The organism is Wocania arenilitoris (assembly GCF_021728535.1).
In the GTDB taxonomy this organism is placed as follows: domain Bacteria; phylum Bacteroidota; class Bacteroidia; order Flavobacteriales; family Flavobacteriaceae; genus Wocania_A; species Wocania_A arenilitoris.
On sequence record NZ_JAKKDU010000007.1, the window covers coordinates 34,379 to 51,311 of the forward strand.

A 16,933-nucleotide genomic window follows, 5' to 3' on the forward strand; every position below is an offset into this window, starting at 1 on the left:
TCAAATATAGCAAAGTAAAATAGGCGAGGAGTAGCTTTTAATGTTTCTTTAACTTAAATTTATTACAACCATTTTTTGCGTTTGAAGTAAAAAAGCATGACAATAAAAAGTAAAATCATAACGCCCCATAAAATAAAATAAGAATATTTGTATTGAAGTTCTGGAATATAGTCAAAATTCATACCATAAATACCAGCAATAAAAGTAAGCGGAATAAAAATAGAAGCCATAATGGTGAGCACTTTCATAACCTCGTTCATTTTATTGCTAATGGTTGTCATGTACATATCCATTAAACTCCAAATCATTTCTCTATAAATATCGATGTTTTCAGAGACTTGTATTAAATGGTCGTAAATATCACGGTAAAACGTTTTTGTTTTTTTTAGAATTAGAGTTCCTTCGTGTTTTTCAATACGGTTTATCACTTCGCGAAGCGGAAAAATAGCACGACGCACTCTTAGAATTTCTCGTTTTAAATCTTGAATATCTTTGCTTATAGAGTCATGAACATTTCCTGAGAATATTGCCGTTTCAAAATCTTCAATTTTTTCACCTAATACCTCAATAATATTAAAATAATGGTCTACAATAGCATCAATTAAAATATATAGTAAATAATCTGCCTGCATGTTTCTAACACGACCTTTGGCATGCCTAATTCGGTTTCTAACTTCATCAAAAACATCGCCATCAGATTCTTGAAAAGTTAGCACATAATTTTTTCCTAAAATAAAACTTACCTGTTCTGAGACTATTTTGTTATTAGCATCATAATAAAGCATTTTTAGAACCACAAATAAATAGTTCTCGTATTCATCAATTTTTGGGCGTTGTGTTATGTTTACAATATCTTCTAAAACTAGTGGATGTAAATCGTAGTGATTACCTAGTTTTTCAATTTCATTAACATGATTTAACCCGTTTAAATTAATCCATGTTATAGAGTCAGATAGTTTAAACTCAAAGCTTTCTTCTGCGGCAAGTAACTCTTTTTCTATGCAGTGTTCTTTACTATAATCGAACGCTTCAATAAAAAGTTTTTGAGATTCTTTTTCACCTGTATATATAATGCTTCCAGGTATTTGCCCTAGTTTTTTAGTATGAATTTTGCCTTTTGATTTTAACATCTAAAAAATGTATATTATAAATATAGTGAATAATTACACAGCTTCCCCATCATCTTCAATGGCATCTTTTTTAATAAGTGTAACGGCTTTTTGTAATATTAAATTATTTGGATATGTAACTAAATCGCCATCATCTAATCGTAAATGTAATTGAAAGGCTCTAATATCTTCAATAATAGCGGTAATGGGAAAGTCCTTGTCATGAATTTCTATTTTATCGCCAACTTTATAAGGGAAGTTAAAAAACATAATAATACCAGAAGTTACGTTGCTTAGTATAGACCAAATGGCAAATAAGCCAATGCCAATTATGGCAAATACCGATGAAAATATAAGTGCTAAATCTTCAAACTCTGCTCCAAAAACAAAGGCTTCAATAAGTATTACTATCGAAAACAGTGTTACGGTTATATACCTGCGCATCAATCTTATTCGCGCATCGTTTATACCATTTTTTCTAGCTACTTTGGTAATTGTAAAATGGGTGATTGCTCTAATAATCAATAAAGAAACAATAACTATTCCTGATATTATTAGCTGACTTTGAAGTGTTTCGGAAAACATTATTTTTTAATTAGGATATTAATGCTTGCAAAGATAACCACAATTTGATACAATATTAATTTAGTTGAAGTGTATCTCTTAAAACTTCATCGCCATTGCTGTTTTTTCCCCAATAGGCAGATTTTATGGTTTTTAGTTTTGTAGCTTTTGTTGTTAAGGTTTTGGCGTTTTTGCCAAATCCACTTTTAAAAGTTTCTTCCCAACTTTCTATATCGTAAGGAAAGTTAGGATTGAATTTAATAGCTAATGTTCTATTTAACCCTGGGTAATCAATTGAAAATGTGTCATTTGATAAAGTAGCTTTAGCATTGTAAGCTTTAAGTTTTACATGTTTTAATCGACTATATTCTAGAGAAGGAATAATTTTGATATTCCCAGTTGGTAAGGATTTAGGATTAATGCGCAGTTGAGTCCATAACTCATTTTCTAAAATGGCTTTTTCGAGTTTAAAGTTTTGATCGCCTTCACTTTCAAAATATGAAAATGCTGAAACTTCAAATTTATCTCTATTGTTTAATTGTGCATAAACATGTCCGCACCATTCTTGCATAGAGCTTGTTACCTTTATGGCATGTTGGTTATTAGAAACGGGATAAAATGTGCTTTGCATTACAGAATACGGATACAATCCTGTATTAAATTTTTTTGTAGCGTTCAATTTTAAAACAGAAATATTATTTGGGTTTTGATTATCGGCTTTTACCTGTTTATTTGGTAAAAAATCTTCGGTAACATAAATTAAAACCGCTTTTCCGTTTCTTATTTCACCGTAACGTGCTTGCTCTAATTTATATGATGTGATTTCTGCTTTACCTGCATACCAATAGTCTTTAAATGCTTGCGGTGGTTCTTTTAAAGATAACTTTTTTGTGGGTGCTGTTTCCGTTGCGAAATTAACCGCCATATCTTTTTGTTGTTTTGATTCATTTTTACAAGAAGCAAGACAAATTAATAATACGATAACCAAGGATAATTTTATAAGTGTTCTCATAATTAAGCTTTTAAAGTAATCGACTTCGGATTAATCAAGATAGATATCTATGGTATTTAAATCTCGATTATCGAGTAAAGTTACAAAATTAAGACGCTTTTACTAAGTCATTTAACGTTTTATAAACAGCATGAATTGGTAAGCCCATAACGTTAAAATAAGAGCCTTCAATTTTTGTAACACCAATTTGACCAATCCAATCTTGAATGCCATAGGCACCAGCTTTATCAAATGGTTTATAGTTTTTTATATAGAAATTAATCTCATCATCTGACAGCGATTTGAATGTGACTTTGGTAATATTATAAATGGTTTTTTCTGAAGTTGTAGTTGTAAAACAAACCGAAGTAATTACCTCATGCGTTGTATTACTTAGTGTTTTTAAAATAGAAAAAGCATCGTCTTCGTTTCTGGGTTTACCTAAAGCTTTGTTATTGTGCCAAACAATGGTATCGCTAGTAATTAGGATGTCTTTTGGTTGTAACTCTGCTTTAAATGGTAATGCTTTTAATTGTGCTAAATAATTGCTTATTTCAAAATGTGTTAGTCGTGGTGGGTATTCTTCTTTTATGGGTTTTAGTCGAATTTCGAAATCTAAGTCCAAACCTTTAAAAAACTCTTGTCGCCTAGGTGAAGCGGATGCTAAAATGATATTGTAGTTTTTTAGTTTTTGGTTTAACATTTTATGGTTAATTATACTTATATAAAAGTAGTGAAAGCAGCCCAAAAAGCATCACCAATTTTAAAATGTTACTAATATGATGATAGTCTTTTTTAGTTTTTGCACTAAACGATTTAATACTGATATAGAGCAAAGGAGCAATTATAAAAGCTAAAAAATAGATTACAGCAATTTGATTTCTGTATAACGAATTTATAACATAATAAGATACAGCAAATAGTGGAACAAGCGTTAAAACAAAAAGGATGTTGCCTGCGCGTTCTCTACCGATAATAATTGGTAGTGTTCGCATGCCAGCTTTATAATCACCATCAATATCTTCAATATCTTTTGCAATTTCTCTAATAAGATTTATAATGAAAGCAAACAGCGCATAGTCTAAAATTATTTTAAAAAAGGTTAATAGGGTTTGTCTATTTTCTGTTGTAATTACAGGTAATAATTCAAAAATGCCAACCACAATAATACTTAGTGCTACAAGCGCAGAAATAATAATATTGCCAATTAAAAGTGTTTGTTTTAAGTAAGAAGCATAAATATAAAGTAATGCCGAAATAATAACAAATATTGAGAAAAAAGCACTTTTACCAGCAGATTGCGACAAGTAATAGCCTAGACCAACACCAATTACATTTAAAATAATAAAAAGATTATATCCTGTTTTTTCTGATATGTTTTTACCAATAATGATTTTATCAGGTTTGTTTACAAAATCGATTTCAACATCATAAATGTCGTTGATAATATTGCCAGCTGCAGCAATACAAATAGTAGCTAAAATTAAAATTGAAATTTGTAGTGTTGTTAACCCGAAGCTAAAACCAAATGGTTCTAAAAGGGCATATTTAATTAATAGCTGCACAAGAGCAATCAGTAATAAATTTTTCCAACGAATGAGGTTTAGGAAGCTCAAAGTTTAGGGTTTAAAATTCAAAGTTGTAGCTAAATTAACTTATATTTATTTTACTGCCTACTGCCTACTGCCTACTGCCTACTGCCTACTGCCTACTGCCTACAGCTAATCATACTGTGCATCAAAATTACCATTCCATTTTCCTTGAACCTTCATAACTTGTTCAATAACATCGCGAACTGCACCCTTACCGCCTTTTTTATGCGAAATGTATTTTGAAATATTTTTTATTTCTGGCACTGCATCTTGCGGGCAACATGGTAAGCCAATAATTTTCATTACAGGGAAATCTGGAATATCATCACCCATATACAGCACGTTTTCTGGTTTTATGTTTTTTTTATTGAAGTAATCATTAAGTTGTTCAATCTTATTGTGTGCGCCCAAATATATATCAGTAATACCTAAACCTTTTAAACGAATACGAACACCTTCATTAGAGCCTCCAGAAATGATGCAAACATTAAACCCAGCATCAACAGCGGTTTTAAGTGCATAACCATCTTTAATGTTCATTTTTCGTAACATCTCTCCAGTAGTTGTTATGGTTACAGATCCATTGGTTAAAACACCATCAACATCAAAAATGAACGTGGTAATATGCTCTAAATATTCTTTATAACTTTTTTCTTCCATGGGTTTGTTGAATTGATAGTGTAAGTAACTCATAAATTGCTCTATGATGATCGTTTTCTAAACTTTTTAAATGTTTTTTTATGGTTTTTTTATCATGTCGTTTAGCCGGACCAGTTTGCGCCATATAAGGCGATAATTCCTGAATTTTATTTGCCGTTTCAAGAATTAACGGTTTTAGCAAATCGAATTCTGCACCTTCGCTTTCGGTAATTTCATGTCCAATTCTATACAATTGATTGGTAAAATTATTTACAAAAACAGCAGCTAAATGTAATACACGGCGTTGATCGCTATTTACTTTTTTTGTTGGACTTCCTATAGAAATAGCCAATTCTTTTAAAATATGATAATCTTTTTTATCAATGGTTTCAATACAAATCGGGACGTTTTTAAAATCCATTTCGGCATCTTTACTAAAGGTTTGTAATGGATAAAATACACCACGTTTTTGTTTCTTATCAATATCATAAATACCAACGCTGCCAGAAGTGTGTACAACAAGTTTGTTTTTAAAGGTTAGTTGTTTAGATAGTTCAGCAATAGCATCATCACTAACGGCTATAATATACACATCGGCATCTTTTAATAATGATAAGTCATCAGTAATATCAACTTCATTTTTATATTGAAAAATAGAACTTATATTTCTGTTAAACCATTGATTTACGGAAACATTATTAGCTGTATTAAAAGCTTTAAATAAATGAGTTGCTACATTGCCAGCGCCAAGAATTACTACTGAAATCATAGAGCTAAAATAAGCAAGTAATGTATTATATGAAAGACTTATGGCTTATCTTTGTACTCTATGATTAAAAAAGATATTAAAACTAGAGATGGCGTATTTTTATTAGTCACATCATTTTATGAAAAAGTAAGAAAAGATCCAGTTTTAGGACCTTTTTTTAATGATATAATTAAGGATTGGCCAGAGCATATAGATAGACTTACAACGTTTTGGGAATCGAGTTTGTTTATGACAAGAAAGCTAGAAAAACGATACAATGGAGATCCTTTAGAAGCCCATGTAAAAGTTGATAGAGATAACAACAATACCATTACTGAATTGCATTTTGGACTTTGGTTAAACCTATGGTTTCAAACTATCGATGAACTTTTTGAAGGCGATTATGCAGAAAACGCTAAACGGCGCGCCAGAAAAATGGGCACATTTTTATATTTAAAAATATTTGAAGCGAGAACGAAAAAGTAGGCAGTTTACAGTCGCAGTATCAGTTTTCAAATGGTTAGATTAAGTTTTATGTATTAGTACCCTTTCGTAAAATATAGAAACATATAAAAGTAGAGTAAGCGAGTTCGGTCTTCGGTCTTCAAACTTTTTCAATACTTTAACACTTAAAAACAAACATAAATCCTTAAATTTGCTCGACCTAAAAAAGGTAGTTAATATGCAAAATAAACTCGCCAAAATTATCTTCTCAACTAGACTTACTGCTGTTTTATTTTTAACCTTTGCTGCGGCAATGGCAATTGGAACATTTTTAGATGCCGGACAAGAAACATCGCCCACGCCATACACTAGAAATTTAATTTATAACACATGGTGGCTTGAAGCTATTATGGTGTTTTTTGTAATTAATTTTGCAGGAAATATTTTTCGTTTTCGGCTATATAGAAAAGAAAAATGGGCGACACTAATTTTACATTTATCATTCATTTTTATTTTACTTGGTGCGTTTATTACACGCTATGTTAGTTTTGAGGGCATGATGGCGATAAGAGAAGGCGCAACCGAAAACACCTTTTTATCACAAAAAACATATGTAACAACTTATATTGATGGAGATTATCAAATTGATGGTCAAAGCCAAAGACGTGTTTTAGAATCTGAAGTTGATTTTTCTAAACGTTTAGATAATGATTTTAAAGTTAAAACAGACTACAACAATCAACCTGTAACTATTGAATTAGAAAAGTTTATAGCTCACGCTGAAGAAGATATTGTACCAGATAATAATGGAGAGTCTTACCTTAAAATTGTTGAAGGAAGTGGTGCTGGGTCTCATAATCATTTTTTAAAGGAAGGGACTCAAACCAGTATCCATAATGTTATTTTTACTTTAAACAATCCAGCCCAAGGTGCCATAAATATTAGCTATTCTGAAAACGAATTGACCATACAATCTCCTTTTGAAGGCGAATACATGACTATGGCTACACAAACCCGTGGTAAGTTGGTTAAAGACAGCTTGCAACCATTAGTTTTGCGCTCGCTTTATAGTATTGGTAATATGCAAATGGTGTTTCCGAAACCAGTTGTAAAAGGTGTTTTTGATGTAGTTGAAAAACCAAAAATGTTACAAAGTAAAAATGATAGTGATGGTTTGGTTCTTAAGGTTAGCACAAATAACGAAACTAAAACAGTTGGATTAATTGGCGGGAAGGGTACAAATGCTGCTTTTAAACAAATTAAAGTTGGAGGCTTAGACTTTGCTTTTAAATACGGATCGAAAGTATTAGAATTACCATTTCAAATTAAGTTAAACGATTTTGAAGCCGAAAAGTATCCTGGTTCAACTATGAATGCAGCTTATTCAAGTGAAGTCACTGTTTTAGATGAACAAGAAGGTGATTTTGATTATAAAATATTTATGAATAATATTTTAGATCATCGTGGATACCGATTTTTTCAATCTAGTTTTGATCCTGATGAGAAAGGTACTATATTATCTTTAAACCATGATTATTGGGGAACATTACTAACGTATATTGGTTATTTTCTTCTTTATTTTGGCTTGATGGCTATTTTGTTTGTAAAAGGTTCTCGTTTTGGCGATTTAAAAAGACAACTTACCAAAGTAAAAGCCAAAAAAGCAAAATTACTTTCAATTGTTTTGGTATGTTTTGGGATGAATGCATTTTCTCAACAACATTCTGAAGATGATGGACATGATCACTCTAAACCATCAAAAACTCAAATAGATTCTGTATTAAAAGCCAATATAACACCAAAAGTACATGCTGATGAATTCGGGCATTTAGTTATTCAAGATCTTAGCGGACGTATGATGCCTGTTAATACTTATGCCTCAGAAATGTTGCGTAAATTAAGTAAAAATGATACTTATGAGGGTTTTGATGCTAACCAAGTACTTTTATCCATACAAGAGAGTCCATTATTATGGTATAATGTACCTGTTATTTATATAAAGCCTAAAAAAGGCGACTCTATAAGAAGTTTAATAGGTATAAATAAAGAAGAAAAATATGCTGCTTTAGCTGATTTTTTTACAATTAGAGGCGAATATAAGTTAGCGCCTTATTTAGAAGAAGCATATAGAGCACAAGTTCCTAATGCATTTCAAAAAGAATTTAAAGAAGCCGACCAACGTGTTAGTTTACTGTATAATGCTGTTGAAGGTATGTCGTTAAAAATATTCCCTATTCCTAATGATGAAAATAACAAATGGATTTCGGCTTATGATTATAGAGTTGACAAAGCGTTAAATAATAAAATTGAAGATTCGCTTTACGGTAATTTTATAAAAAACGGATTTAGAGCTTATTTATTTACGCTTAATAAAGCAAAACAATCAGGAGATTTCTCTGAAGCTTCAAAACTTTTATCGGCGTTTAAAAAAACGCAACATCAATATGGAGCTGAGGTAATGTTGAGCGATGAGAAAGTAAAAACAGAAGTGCGCTACAACAAATACGACATCTTTAAAAAACTGTTTAGTTGGTATATGTATGCAGGAACACTGCTATTTATTATACTAATTATTCAAATATTTAAAGAAAAAAGCAAAGCCATGAATATTACTGTAAATGTGTTAAAGTTTGCGATTTTCGGGTTGTTTATTTTACACACAGCAGGTTTAATTATGCGCTGGTATATTTCTGGACATGCCCCTTGGAGTGATGCTTACGAGTCTATGATTTATGTGGCTTGGTCTACAATGTTGTTTGGTTTAATTACTGGAATAAGTAAAAAGGAAAAGAGAGTCCAAAAGAAAAACATATCTGAGATTGTTATGGCTGTTCTTGGAAAGCGAAGTACTTCTAATTTAACCATTGCCGCAGGAGCTTTTGTAACTTCTATGATTTTAATGATTGCGCATTGGAATTGGATGGATCCTGCTATTGCAAACCTTCAGCCTGTTTTAAACAGTTATTGGCTCATGATTCATGTAGCTGTAATTGTTGCTAGTTACGGGCCATTTGCATTGGGTATGATTTTAGGTGTAGTATCGTTATTATTGATGATTTTTACAACAAACGAGAACAAGTTGAAAATGGATCTTAACATAAAAGAACTTACCATAATTACCGAAATGGCTTTAACTGTAGGTTTGGTAATGCTAACCATTGGAAACTTTTTAGGAGGCATGTGGGCAAACGAAAGTTGGGGGCGCTATTGGGGTTGGGATCCTAAAGAAACTTGGGCACTTATTAGCATTATGATTTACGCTTTTGTAATACACATGCGATTAATTCCTGGGTTGCGTGGTCGATGGTTTTTTAACCTCATGTCTATTGTGGCGTTTGCGAGCATTTTAATGACTTACTTTGGAGTGAATTTCTACTTAGCTGGATTGCATAGTTATGCAAGTGGCGACCAAATAGTGAGTGTTAAGTTTATATTAATTGCTTGTGCTATCGTTGCTGTTTTAGGTTTTTTCGCTTACCGCGGATATGCTAAGCATTATAAGAAATAAATACCTGCGTGGTCACTGAGCGAAGTCGAAGTGAAGGTAGGAATTTGTTTGTTTTAATTTTTTTACTTTCTATATCTGAATATGTGATTTTAAGATTTATTTTTAAACTGTAAACTTAACGGATTTTGAAAGGTTATGACAGATAAATTACTGAATATAGCTGACTTGCCTGCGTTAGGGGGATTGCAGTAGAAATCCTTTTTAAAACGTCATTGCCACGTCCTTCGTCCTCGCAATGACGTTTTAAAAGATTGTAACGGAAAACCCGACCCCTACTGCCCTGAGCCTGTCGAAGGGTGGGGTAACGTCATTATTATATTATTTCTCTATCAATCCTAAAACATACTCGTAACCTAGTCCGAATAAAATAGCTAGTCCAAAACTTAATAAACTGCCTATAAGAATATATTCGGTAAGTTTTCGGTCTTTGGCTTTTGATAAATCGCCAAAGCGAAATACCGATTTTGCTGCTAATAAAAACCCAATACCTTCCCAATGCTGTGTTATTATAAAGGCGAATACAAATAGGCGTTCTAACATCCCAATGTAGGCTCCTGCGTTTTCTAAAGACTCATCATTACTATCTTCTTTTAGATACCATTTCGAGATTATGGTTCGCATAATTATAGACGATACCACTGTAACACCCAATAAGCTTGTAATTAATAATAAAAAGGAAGGGTTGTAAAGTGTGTTTGTGCTAAACTGATAGGGTTGATAAATGCTAACCACTAATGCAATTATTATTAAATGAGCTACTTGATCTAAGCCAAAAAGCAGCCTGTTATTAAGTATAGATTTTAAGTGAAGTTTAATAACATCAACAATATAATGTGAGACAATAATTATTAATATACCCAACCAATAATTAAAATTGGCTTGTAATACTAGTATCAAAGCACCAAAATGCACTAAAATATGCCAGTATAAAAATTTAGATTTGTGTTTATGTGTTTCTTTGTGAATCACCCACTTTTGTGGCTGTAATAAGAAATCGCCTATAAAATGCGCTAATACTAATTTGATAAATAAGGCTAACATAAGTTCTGTATTTGGGTTTTATAGTAGTGTAATAGTTTTGAAACCTCATCGAAACCAGCACGTTTAAGTCCTTGACTAATATTTCCTTGCGTTCTTTCTAAAATTTCAGCTAATTGACTTTGGTTTAAGTCTGGATTTTCTAAAGTGGTTTTAACAAGAAGTGACGATGTACTTGTCCAGTTATTTAAAACTAATTGCGCAAGTTCTAGCATGATATTTATTGAATTATCAAACTCATTAAAAGGAGATTTTACAGCGAGTGTTGTTTTTTTCAGATTTTCAAAACATTCGCCTGAGTTTACAAAAGCACTTCCGTTTGATTCTGTAATTTTAATAGATTGATAGGTTTTTTCTCCTATACCAATGGCTAGTCTTACATCAATATTTTCAAATTGCTTTATGGTGGCTTTTATTAAAAGACAAGCTTCTAATGCTTGTTTTGGAGCAACTTCTAATTGAAAACTATCACCTCTATATATTTCCCATGTTAAAGGGGAATTGCCATAATTATTTAATATAGTTTTAAGCGCCTCTAACCATAGTTTTGGAGAGCTTTTTTGAGAATTTATAATATCACCTGTTATTATACTTGTCATAGTTTGGTAAAAAAGGTATAATCAAATGTATAAAATTTTATTAAAAAAACGAAAATATTAACTAATTAACTAATAATTTAAAATATTAGCTTAAAAGATAATAATTAGTAATATCATTTTTTTAGTAGATAATCAATAATATCTGCTAAAAATGTAATGATTTTAATTATCTGCTATAAAGCAGATAGTGCATGTTCTTTTAATGATGCTAAATAGAATCGCATAAATGTTTTAAAAAAAACTAATATATAAAAGTTTGTTTTTTATAACCCGATTTAAAACAAATACCTTTGCGTAATAATTTTTAAAAGATAAAAAAATGAAACTATTTCAGGAATTTAAAGAGTTTGCTGTAAAAGGAAATATGATGGATATGGCTGTGGGTATTATTATTGGAGCCGCATTTAATAAAGTAATTGATGTATTAGTAAAAAAAGTATTTTTACCACCATTGTCGTTATTAACAAATGGAGTAAATTTTCAAGATAAGCGCATTATACTTAAAGATGCTGTTGAAAATACTGAAGGTACAATAATTACAGATGAAGTCGCTATAGGGTATGGCGCCTTGGGTGAAGCCTTTTTAGATTTTATTATTATAGGGTTTACAATATTTATTGTAGTTAAGTTTATGAATAGATTGCGTAAAAAAGCGCAAGACACTAAAGACACAACGGTAGCAACACCAAAAGATATAGAATTGCTATCAAAACTTACCGATTTAATGGAAGAACAGAATGCATTATTAAAGTCTAAAAAATGAGTTTGATTATGGCAAAAACAGGAAGAGAGAAAAATACCAAAAATAAGGCTAAGCATTCAAAATTAATGAATAGAAAAAAGAATAAAAAGAAAGCAGAGGAAGCTTTGCGTAAAGAACGCTTGAAAGCTATAATTAGAAAAGCTAAAGAAAAATAATTTTTCGTCAAACTGAACTAGTTTCAGTTTCTCATCAATATTCATTTTTATTTCAAAACATTTTTAATTTTATTATATCGAATCTCCATAAAATCAGTAATCACTTTATTGGCGGTTGAGTAATCTTGATTTTTAGAGTGTTTACTATCAAAAGCAATACTATAAATACCAGCTGCATTTGCAGCTTTTATGCCGTTGGTAGAATCTTCAATAACAACACATTCTTCACGTTTAAAACCAGAAGCTTTAGCAGCATTTATAAAAATTTCAGGATGTGGTTTTGAGGCTTTTAAATCGGCTCCACTAAGCTTTGCAATAAAATATTGATTTAAGCTAAATCTATTAAAAATTCTATTAATATTAGGCATTGAAGCCGACGATGCCAAGACCAGTTTTAAGTCATTATTATGGTAATCTTGTATCAATTCTAAAACACCATCAATAAGTGTAAAGCTATTATCGTTATCAAATAAATATTTAAAATGCTTTCGCTTTATAGCCATTAAAGTTTCGGGCGATTCAGTAAGATTAAATGTTTTACATAAGTGCTGACAAATAGGTAGAGTTGCTTGTCCAGTGTAAGATTCGTAAAGCGCGTCAGACACCTTTATGCCTACATCTTTAAACATATTTTGATACGCTTTGTGGTGCAAAGGTTCGCTATCAACAATAACACCATCCATATCAAAAATAACCGCTTTTATCATCTTAAAAAATTTCAGCGAAGATATGTATTTATTTTAAGTTGGTTTATTAAAAAAATAGATACTAATTGCACGAATTACACTGATTTATTTTGTGCAAATTAGCGTAATTCGTGTCCAAAAAAGAATTAAAAGGGAGGGTGAATTATTTTGTCAATTTCTAAACGTATTTTGTGGTTTTAAATTAATTTTCCATATTTGTGGTCTTATGATTGTATAATTTGACTTCCGTATTGTATCGAGATTCCTCTCGAACTAAAAAATTACTAAGTACTAATTTGTGTTTAGTTATGTCTATTACTTTATACTTTATAAATATGCAATCAAATAAAATTTCATTAAAACAATTCATTCAATATTTTAAAATAGCTGTTACTGGCAAAGACCAAGAATTTACATCTGGTAGTATACGTAAAGCAGTTTTTATGTTGTCTATTCCCATGATTTTAGAAATGCTCATGGAATCTATTTTTGCAATAGTTGATATTATGTATGTTTCGCAAGTTAGCGTAAATGCTGTAGCAACCATTGGTTTAACAGAATCTGTAATTACTTTGGTGTATGCTGTGGCTATTGGTTTAAGTATGGCTGATACAGCTGTAGTAGCAAGACGTGTGGGTGAAACCGATATTAAAGGAGCATCGCAAGTAGCGGTGCAAGTTATTTTTTTAAGGGTTTTTGTAGCAGCCATTATTGCTATAATTTGGTTTAAAAGAGGGTATTGGAAGGCAATACAAGTATAAAAAATGTCTGAGAAAAACTTTCATCCAAAAAACAAGCATAAATCTGAATATGACTTTGATGAATTATGCAAAGTCTTTCCAGATTTGTTGCTTTATGTATTTATAAATAAATACAAAACCAAAACCATAGATTTTGCAAATCCTAAAGCTGTAAAAGTCCTCAATAAGGCATTGTTATTTAAATATTATGATATTAAATTTTGGGAGTTTCCAGATATAAACTTATGTCCGCCAATTCCCAGTAGAGTAGACTATATTCATCATATTTCTGATATATTAAAAGCTTCAAATATTAATAAAAATATTAGTGTTTTAGATATTGGCACTGGAGCAACATGCATTTACCCTATTTTAGGTGTTGCTGAATATAACTGGAATTTTGTGGCAACTGATATTGATAAAACCTCATTACAAAACGCTCAAAAAATCATCGATAAAAATAAATTGAACGATAAAGTTGAGTTAAGATTTCAGGCAGATAGTTCGAAAATTCTTAAAGGTGTTTTTAATGAAGATAACAGGTTTTCAATTTCAATATGCAATCCTCCATTTTATAAATCAGAAGACGAGGCTTTAAAGGCAACAACCTCAAAATTAGAAGGTTTAAATAGGTTAGGAGATAAGATACTTAGGAATTTCTCTGGCACGCATAATGAGTTGTGGTATAAAGGTGGCGAAAAAGCATTTATTCATAATTACTTATACGAAAGTTATTTATTTAAAGAGCAATGTGTTTGGTTTTCAACTTTAGTGTCTAAAAGAGAATTGGTTAAAGGGATTTATAAATCCTTAAAAAAATTAAATGCTACTAAAATTAAAACCATCGATATGAGACAAGGCAATAAAATATCGCGTATAGTAGCATGGACATTTGTAATGTAAGAAATGTAAAAATTGACTTGGAGATGTTTTAGATTAACTTTTTATTTTTTCTAAAATCTGTTTTTATAAAAATCCCAGCTTGAATTCTGTGCAAGTTTGCTTTACTTGGTGTATTTCTGTTCATATAACCTAATTTTATGTTGCTAGATTTTGAAATGTTTATACCTAAGCCTGTATAAAATCTGTTCTCTAATGTATTAGTAAACTTGGGTGTTGATAAGATTTCGTTATGTAAACGAATAAATAAAGTGTTATTTAAATTGAACTTGCTACCTAATCTATAGCGTAATCTAGCCGTTTTAGATTTAGTATCAAGCTTTTTGAAAAAACGATGTTCTATTCTAAATCTGTGGTCTAAAGGTATTTTGTTTATTTTATGCTTAAATACAATTTGTTCTGTAATTCGCCTTTCGTAAGTATGTGAAGAGCTCATATTTATGTTGACGTCAATATCTGAATAGCCCAAATAAATTGTTGCAGTCAATTTAGGATTAAAATGGTAATTATAACCTAATTTAAATAAAAAGAAGTTAAAGTTATCATTAACTTCATACAGCCAGAGTTGTGCATAAGTTTCAATACTTATTTTTTCTGCAATTCTGTGGTTTAAACCAATATCATACCAAGCACCTAGTTTATCTTCTGAATCAGTTTGAGCATAATTAGTATAAAAAACTAATAGTAAACTTAGTGGTAATATTATTTTTTTCATGAGTTCAAATAAATGAGAATGCACAATATTTTTCAGAAACACAATATAAATTTAGAAATATAAAAGGAGCTCAAAAAAGAGCTCCTTTTACGGTTTAATAAGAACCTATTAAAAGTGTTCGTGTAAATGATGATGCTCATCAATTAGTGGCCCACCTTCAATAATTTGTGTAGATGCTTGTGCTGCAAATTTCTCAAAGTTTAGGTGAAAAGAGTGTGCTAATTGAATAGCTTTTCCAACATAAGCTCCTTTTTGTAACCATGTATTCATTGGATCTAATAATTCTGATGGTACACCAGGACAGTATTTAGGCATGTGTAACCCGAAAATAAAGTTCTGATCGTAATCTACATCATCTAAATCGCCATTAAGTATTGCAGTAATCATAGCTCTTGTATATTTTAATTTTATACGAGAACCAACACCGTAAGGACCAGCACTCCACCCTGTATTAATTAACCAAACGTTTACACCTGCTTCTTGCATTTTTTTACTTAACATTTCTCCATAAACAGTTGGATGCAAAGGCATAAATGGTTCTCCAAAACATGCTGAGAATGACGGTACTGGTTCTGTAATTCCAGCTTCTGTTCCAGCTACTTTAGCAGTGTATCCAGAAATGAAATGATAAGCCGCTTGTCCAGGAGTTAATTTAGATACTGGAGGCAATACCCCAAAGGCATCACATGTTAAAAAGAAGATGTTTTTAGGATTGTTAGCATAAAGTGTTTCTTGAATGTTATCAATATGATAAATTGGGTAGCTAACACGCGTATTTTGAGTAATACTGCTATCCTTATAATTAGGCTCGCCATTTTCCTTAAAGGTAATATTTTCAAGCATAGCCCCAGGTTTAATAGCTCTGAAAATATCTGGTTCTTTTTCTTCGGTTAGGTCAATTACTTTCGCATAACAACCTCCTTCAAAATTAAAAATAGTATTATCAGCTGTCCAACCATGTTCGTCATCTCCAATTAGTTTTCTGTCTGGATCTGCAGATAGGGTTGTTTTACCAGTACCTGATAATCCGAAGAAAATAGCTGTATCACCTTTTTTGCCTACGTTGGCAGAACAGTGCATAGGAAGTACGCTATGTTCTGTTGGTAAAATCATATTCAGTGCAGAAAAAATGCCTTTTTTCATTTCTCCAGCATATGCTGATCCTCCTACCAACGCTATTTTTTTAGTGAAATTTAGTATTGAGAAATTTCCTTGACGAATGCCAAAAGATTTAGGATCTGGACATTCATACCCAGGAGCGCAAAGTATTAACCAATCTTCTTTAAAATTTTCTAACTCTTTCTCACTTGGTCTTAAAAACATGTTGTATACAAACAAATTTGACCAAGGTAACTCAGTTACTGTTCTTATATTTGTTCTAAACTCTTGGTCTGCACAAACATAACCATCACGAGCGTAAATCTCTTTTCCAGATAAATACTTAACAACTTCTTTTTCTAGTTTGTCAAAATTTTCGGGAGAAATACCTTTATTAGTTTTTCCCCACCAAACTTTATCTGCTGTATAATCATCTTTTACTAAAAAACGGTCTTGAGGAGAACGTCCTGTAAATTTACCAGTATTTATAGCAAGTGTTCCATTTGCAGTTTCTTTTCCCATGCCTTTATCAACTGTAATTTTTTGAAGTTCTTCGGGTGGCAAATTCCAATTAACTGTTACATTTTTTAGTCCATACTTTTCAAGGGTTTTGTCGTTTTGAACTGTTCCTGTTGTTTTCATTT

The 16,933-nt window shown here is 31.2% G+C and carries 18 protein-coding genes; 6 read left to right on the forward strand and 12 right to left on the reverse strand.

The genetic code is table 11. The features are described 5' to 3' along the window. Positions 1-62 precede the first annotated feature (62 nt). The 7 genes from corA to L3X37_RS07055 all read right to left on the reverse strand — a co-directional run bounded on the left by corA (position 63) and on the right by L3X37_RS07055 (position 5,664). Complete coding sequence (gene corA, locus L3X37_RS07025; RefSeq protein WP_237239462.1) at positions 63-1,130, reverse strand: magnesium/cobalt transporter CorA; 1,068 nt, start codon at positions 1,128-1,130, stop codon at positions 63-65. Between the two features lie 33 nt (positions 1,131-1,163). Next, a complete protein-coding gene (locus L3X37_RS07030; protein WP_237239463.1) occupies positions 1,164-1,694 on the reverse strand; it encodes a mechanosensitive ion channel domain-containing protein in 531 nt (176 codons plus the stop codon). 55 nt (positions 1,695-1,749) lie between these two features. Next, the gene (locus tag L3X37_RS07035) at positions 1,750-2,685 is read right to left on the reverse strand and encodes a septum formation inhibitor Maf (RefSeq protein ID WP_237239464.1); all 936 of its coding nucleotides are present in this window, start codon (positions 2,683-2,685) and stop codon (positions 1,750-1,752) included. 88 nt (positions 2,686-2,773) lie between these two features. After that, positions 2,774-3,367: a Maf-like protein gene (locus tag L3X37_RS07040; protein WP_237239465.1), complete on the reverse strand. Its 594-nt coding sequence runs from the start codon at positions 3,365-3,367 to the stop codon at positions 2,774-2,776. A 7-nt stretch (positions 3,368-3,374) separates the two neighbouring features. Beyond that, positions 3,375-4,280, reverse strand: a complete 906-nt coding sequence (locus L3X37_RS07045; RefSeq protein WP_237239466.1) for a geranylgeranylglycerol-phosphate geranylgeranyltransferase — start codon at positions 4,278-4,280, stop codon at positions 3,375-3,377. A 105-nt stretch (positions 4,281-4,385) separates the two neighbouring features. Further along, positions 4,386-4,916, reverse strand: a complete 531-nt coding sequence (locus L3X37_RS07050; protein ID WP_237239467.1) for a KdsC family phosphatase — start codon at positions 4,914-4,916, stop codon at positions 4,386-4,388. Continuing rightward, the gene (locus L3X37_RS07055) at positions 4,897-5,664 is read right to left on the reverse strand and encodes a Rossmann-like and DUF2520 domain-containing protein (protein ID WP_237239468.1); all 768 of its coding nucleotides are present in this window, start codon (positions 5,662-5,664) and stop codon (positions 4,897-4,899) included. The genes L3X37_RS07050 and L3X37_RS07055 overlap by 20 nt, the downstream gene beginning before the upstream one ends. Positions 5,665-5,724: 60 nt before the next feature. On the opposite strand from L3X37_RS07055, the gene L3X37_RS07060 reads away from it, so the two are divergent. After that, complete coding sequence (locus tag L3X37_RS07060; protein WP_237239469.1) at positions 5,725-6,129, forward strand: group III truncated hemoglobin; 405 nt, start codon at positions 5,725-5,727, stop codon at positions 6,127-6,129. Between the two features lie 196 nt (positions 6,130-6,325). Then, positions 6,326-9,595, forward strand: a complete 3,270-nt coding sequence (locus L3X37_RS07065) for a cytochrome c biogenesis protein (protein ID WP_237239470.1) — start codon at positions 6,326-6,328, stop codon at positions 9,593-9,595. A 318-nt stretch (positions 9,596-9,913) separates the two neighbouring features. On the opposite strand, the gene L3X37_RS07070 is transcribed toward L3X37_RS07065, so the two are convergent. Both L3X37_RS07070 and L3X37_RS07075 read right to left on the reverse strand, forming a co-directional pair. Further along, positions 9,914-10,636 carry a DUF3307 domain-containing protein gene (locus tag L3X37_RS07070; RefSeq protein WP_237239471.1) on the reverse strand — a complete coding sequence of 241 codons (723 nt, stop codon included), beginning with the start codon at positions 10,634-10,636 and terminating at the stop codon, positions 9,914-9,916. After that, the gene (locus tag L3X37_RS07075) at positions 10,630-11,232 is read right to left on the reverse strand and encodes a SatD family protein (protein WP_237239472.1); all 603 of its coding nucleotides are present in this window, start codon (positions 11,230-11,232) and stop codon (positions 10,630-10,632) included. The genes L3X37_RS07070 and L3X37_RS07075 overlap by 7 nt, the downstream gene beginning before the upstream one ends. A 319-nt stretch (positions 11,233-11,551) precedes the next feature. Between L3X37_RS07075 and mscL the strand changes: the two genes are divergently transcribed. Beyond that, on the forward strand, positions 11,552-11,995 hold the full coding sequence (mscL, locus tag L3X37_RS07080) for a large conductance mechanosensitive channel protein MscL (RefSeq protein ID WP_237239473.1): 444 nt from the start codon (positions 11,552-11,554) through the stop codon (positions 11,993-11,995). An 8-nt stretch (positions 11,996-12,003) separates the two neighbouring features. After that, the gene (locus tag L3X37_RS07085; protein WP_237239474.1) at positions 12,004-12,150 is read left to right on the forward strand and encodes a hypothetical protein; all 147 of its coding nucleotides are present in this window, start codon (positions 12,004-12,006) and stop codon (positions 12,148-12,150) included. A gap of 47 nt (positions 12,151-12,197) precedes the next feature. On the opposite strand, the gene L3X37_RS07090 is transcribed toward L3X37_RS07085, so the two are convergent. Next, positions 12,198-12,857: an HAD family hydrolase gene (locus L3X37_RS07090; RefSeq protein ID WP_237239475.1), complete on the reverse strand. Its 660-nt coding sequence runs from the start codon at positions 12,855-12,857 to the stop codon at positions 12,198-12,200. Positions 12,858-13,171: 314 nt separating this feature from the next. Between L3X37_RS07090 and L3X37_RS07095 the strand changes: the two genes are divergently transcribed. Together L3X37_RS07095 and rlmF are read left to right on the forward strand one after the other, a co-directional pair. Next, complete coding sequence (locus tag L3X37_RS07095; protein ID WP_369409884.1) at positions 13,172-13,597, forward strand: MATE family efflux transporter; 426 nt, start codon at positions 13,172-13,174, stop codon at positions 13,595-13,597. A 3-nt stretch (positions 13,598-13,600) separates the two neighbouring features. Next, positions 13,601-14,479: a 23S rRNA (adenine(1618)-N(6))-methyltransferase RlmF gene (gene rlmF, locus L3X37_RS07100; protein WP_237239476.1), complete on the forward strand. Its 879-nt coding sequence runs from the start codon at positions 13,601-13,603 to the stop codon at positions 14,477-14,479. Between the two features lie 28 nt (positions 14,480-14,507). Here the strand turns inward: rlmF and L3X37_RS07105 are convergent, their stop codons facing one another. After that, a complete protein-coding gene (locus tag L3X37_RS07105; protein ID WP_237239477.1) occupies positions 14,508-15,191 on the reverse strand; it encodes a DUF2490 domain-containing protein in 684 nt (227 codons plus the stop codon). Positions 15,192-15,299: 108 nt separating this feature from the next. Further along, complete coding sequence (gene pckA, locus L3X37_RS07110; RefSeq protein WP_237239478.1) at positions 15,300-16,931, reverse strand: phosphoenolpyruvate carboxykinase (ATP); 1,632 nt, start codon at positions 16,929-16,931, stop codon at positions 15,300-15,302. Between the last annotated feature and the right edge of the window lie 2 nt (positions 16,932-16,933).

Excerpts from the sequence above, each read along its gene's own strand:
- mscL (WP_237239473.1), top strand. The coding sequence starts at position 11,552 with ATGAAACTATTTCAGGAATTTAAAGAGTTTGCTGTAAAAGGAAATATG.
- L3X37_RS07040 (WP_237239465.1), bottom strand. The coding sequence starts at position 3,367 with ATGTTAAACCAAAAACTAAAAAACTACAATATCATTTTAGCATCCGCT.
- L3X37_RS07060 (WP_237239469.1), top strand. The coding sequence starts at position 5,725 with ATGATTAAAAAAGATATTAAAACTAGAGATGGCGTATTTTTATTAGTC.
- L3X37_RS07090 (WP_237239475.1), bottom strand. The coding sequence starts at position 12,857 with ATGATAAAAGCGGTTATTTTTGATATGGATGGTGTTATTGTTGATAGC.
- L3X37_RS07035 (WP_237239464.1), bottom strand. The coding sequence starts at position 2,685 with ATGAGAACACTTATAAAATTATCCTTGGTTATCGTATTATTAATTTGT.
- L3X37_RS07105 (WP_237239477.1), bottom strand. The coding sequence starts at position 15,191 with ATGAAAAAAATAATATTACCACTAAGTTTACTATTAGTTTTTTATACT.
- corA (WP_237239462.1), bottom strand. The coding sequence starts at position 1,130 with ATGTTAAAATCAAAAGGCAAAATTCATACTAAAAAACTAGGGCAAATA.
- L3X37_RS07055 (WP_237239468.1), bottom strand. The coding sequence starts at position 5,664 with ATGATTTCAGTAGTAATTCTTGGCGCTGGCAATGTAGCAACTCATTTA.
- L3X37_RS07070 (WP_237239471.1), bottom strand. The coding sequence starts at position 10,636 with ATGTTAGCCTTATTTATCAAATTAGTATTAGCGCATTTTATAGGCGAT.
- L3X37_RS07050 (WP_237239467.1), bottom strand. The coding sequence starts at position 4,916 with ATGGAAGAAAAAAGTTATAAAGAATATTTAGAGCATATTACCACGTTC.
- L3X37_RS07075 (WP_237239472.1), bottom strand. The coding sequence starts at position 11,232 with ATGACAAGTATAATAACAGGTGATATTATAAATTCTCAAAAAAGCTCT.
- L3X37_RS07095 (WP_369409884.1), top strand. The coding sequence starts at position 13,172 with ATGCAATCAAATAAAATTTCATTAAAACAATTCATTCAATATTTTAAA.
- pckA (WP_237239478.1), bottom strand. The coding sequence starts at position 16,931 with ATGAAAACAACAGGAACAGTTCAAAACGACAAAACCCTTGAAAAGTAT.
- rlmF (WP_237239476.1), top strand. The coding sequence starts at position 13,601 with ATGTCTGAGAAAAACTTTCATCCAAAAAACAAGCATAAATCTGAATAT.
- L3X37_RS07030 (WP_237239463.1), bottom strand. The coding sequence starts at position 1,694 with ATGTTTTCCGAAACACTTCAAAGTCAGCTAATAATATCAGGAATAGTT.
- L3X37_RS07085 (WP_237239474.1), top strand. The coding sequence starts at position 12,004 with ATGGCAAAAACAGGAAGAGAGAAAAATACCAAAAATAAGGCTAAGCAT.
- L3X37_RS07065 (WP_237239470.1), top strand. The coding sequence starts at position 6,326 with ATGCAAAATAAACTCGCCAAAATTATCTTCTCAACTAGACTTACTGCT.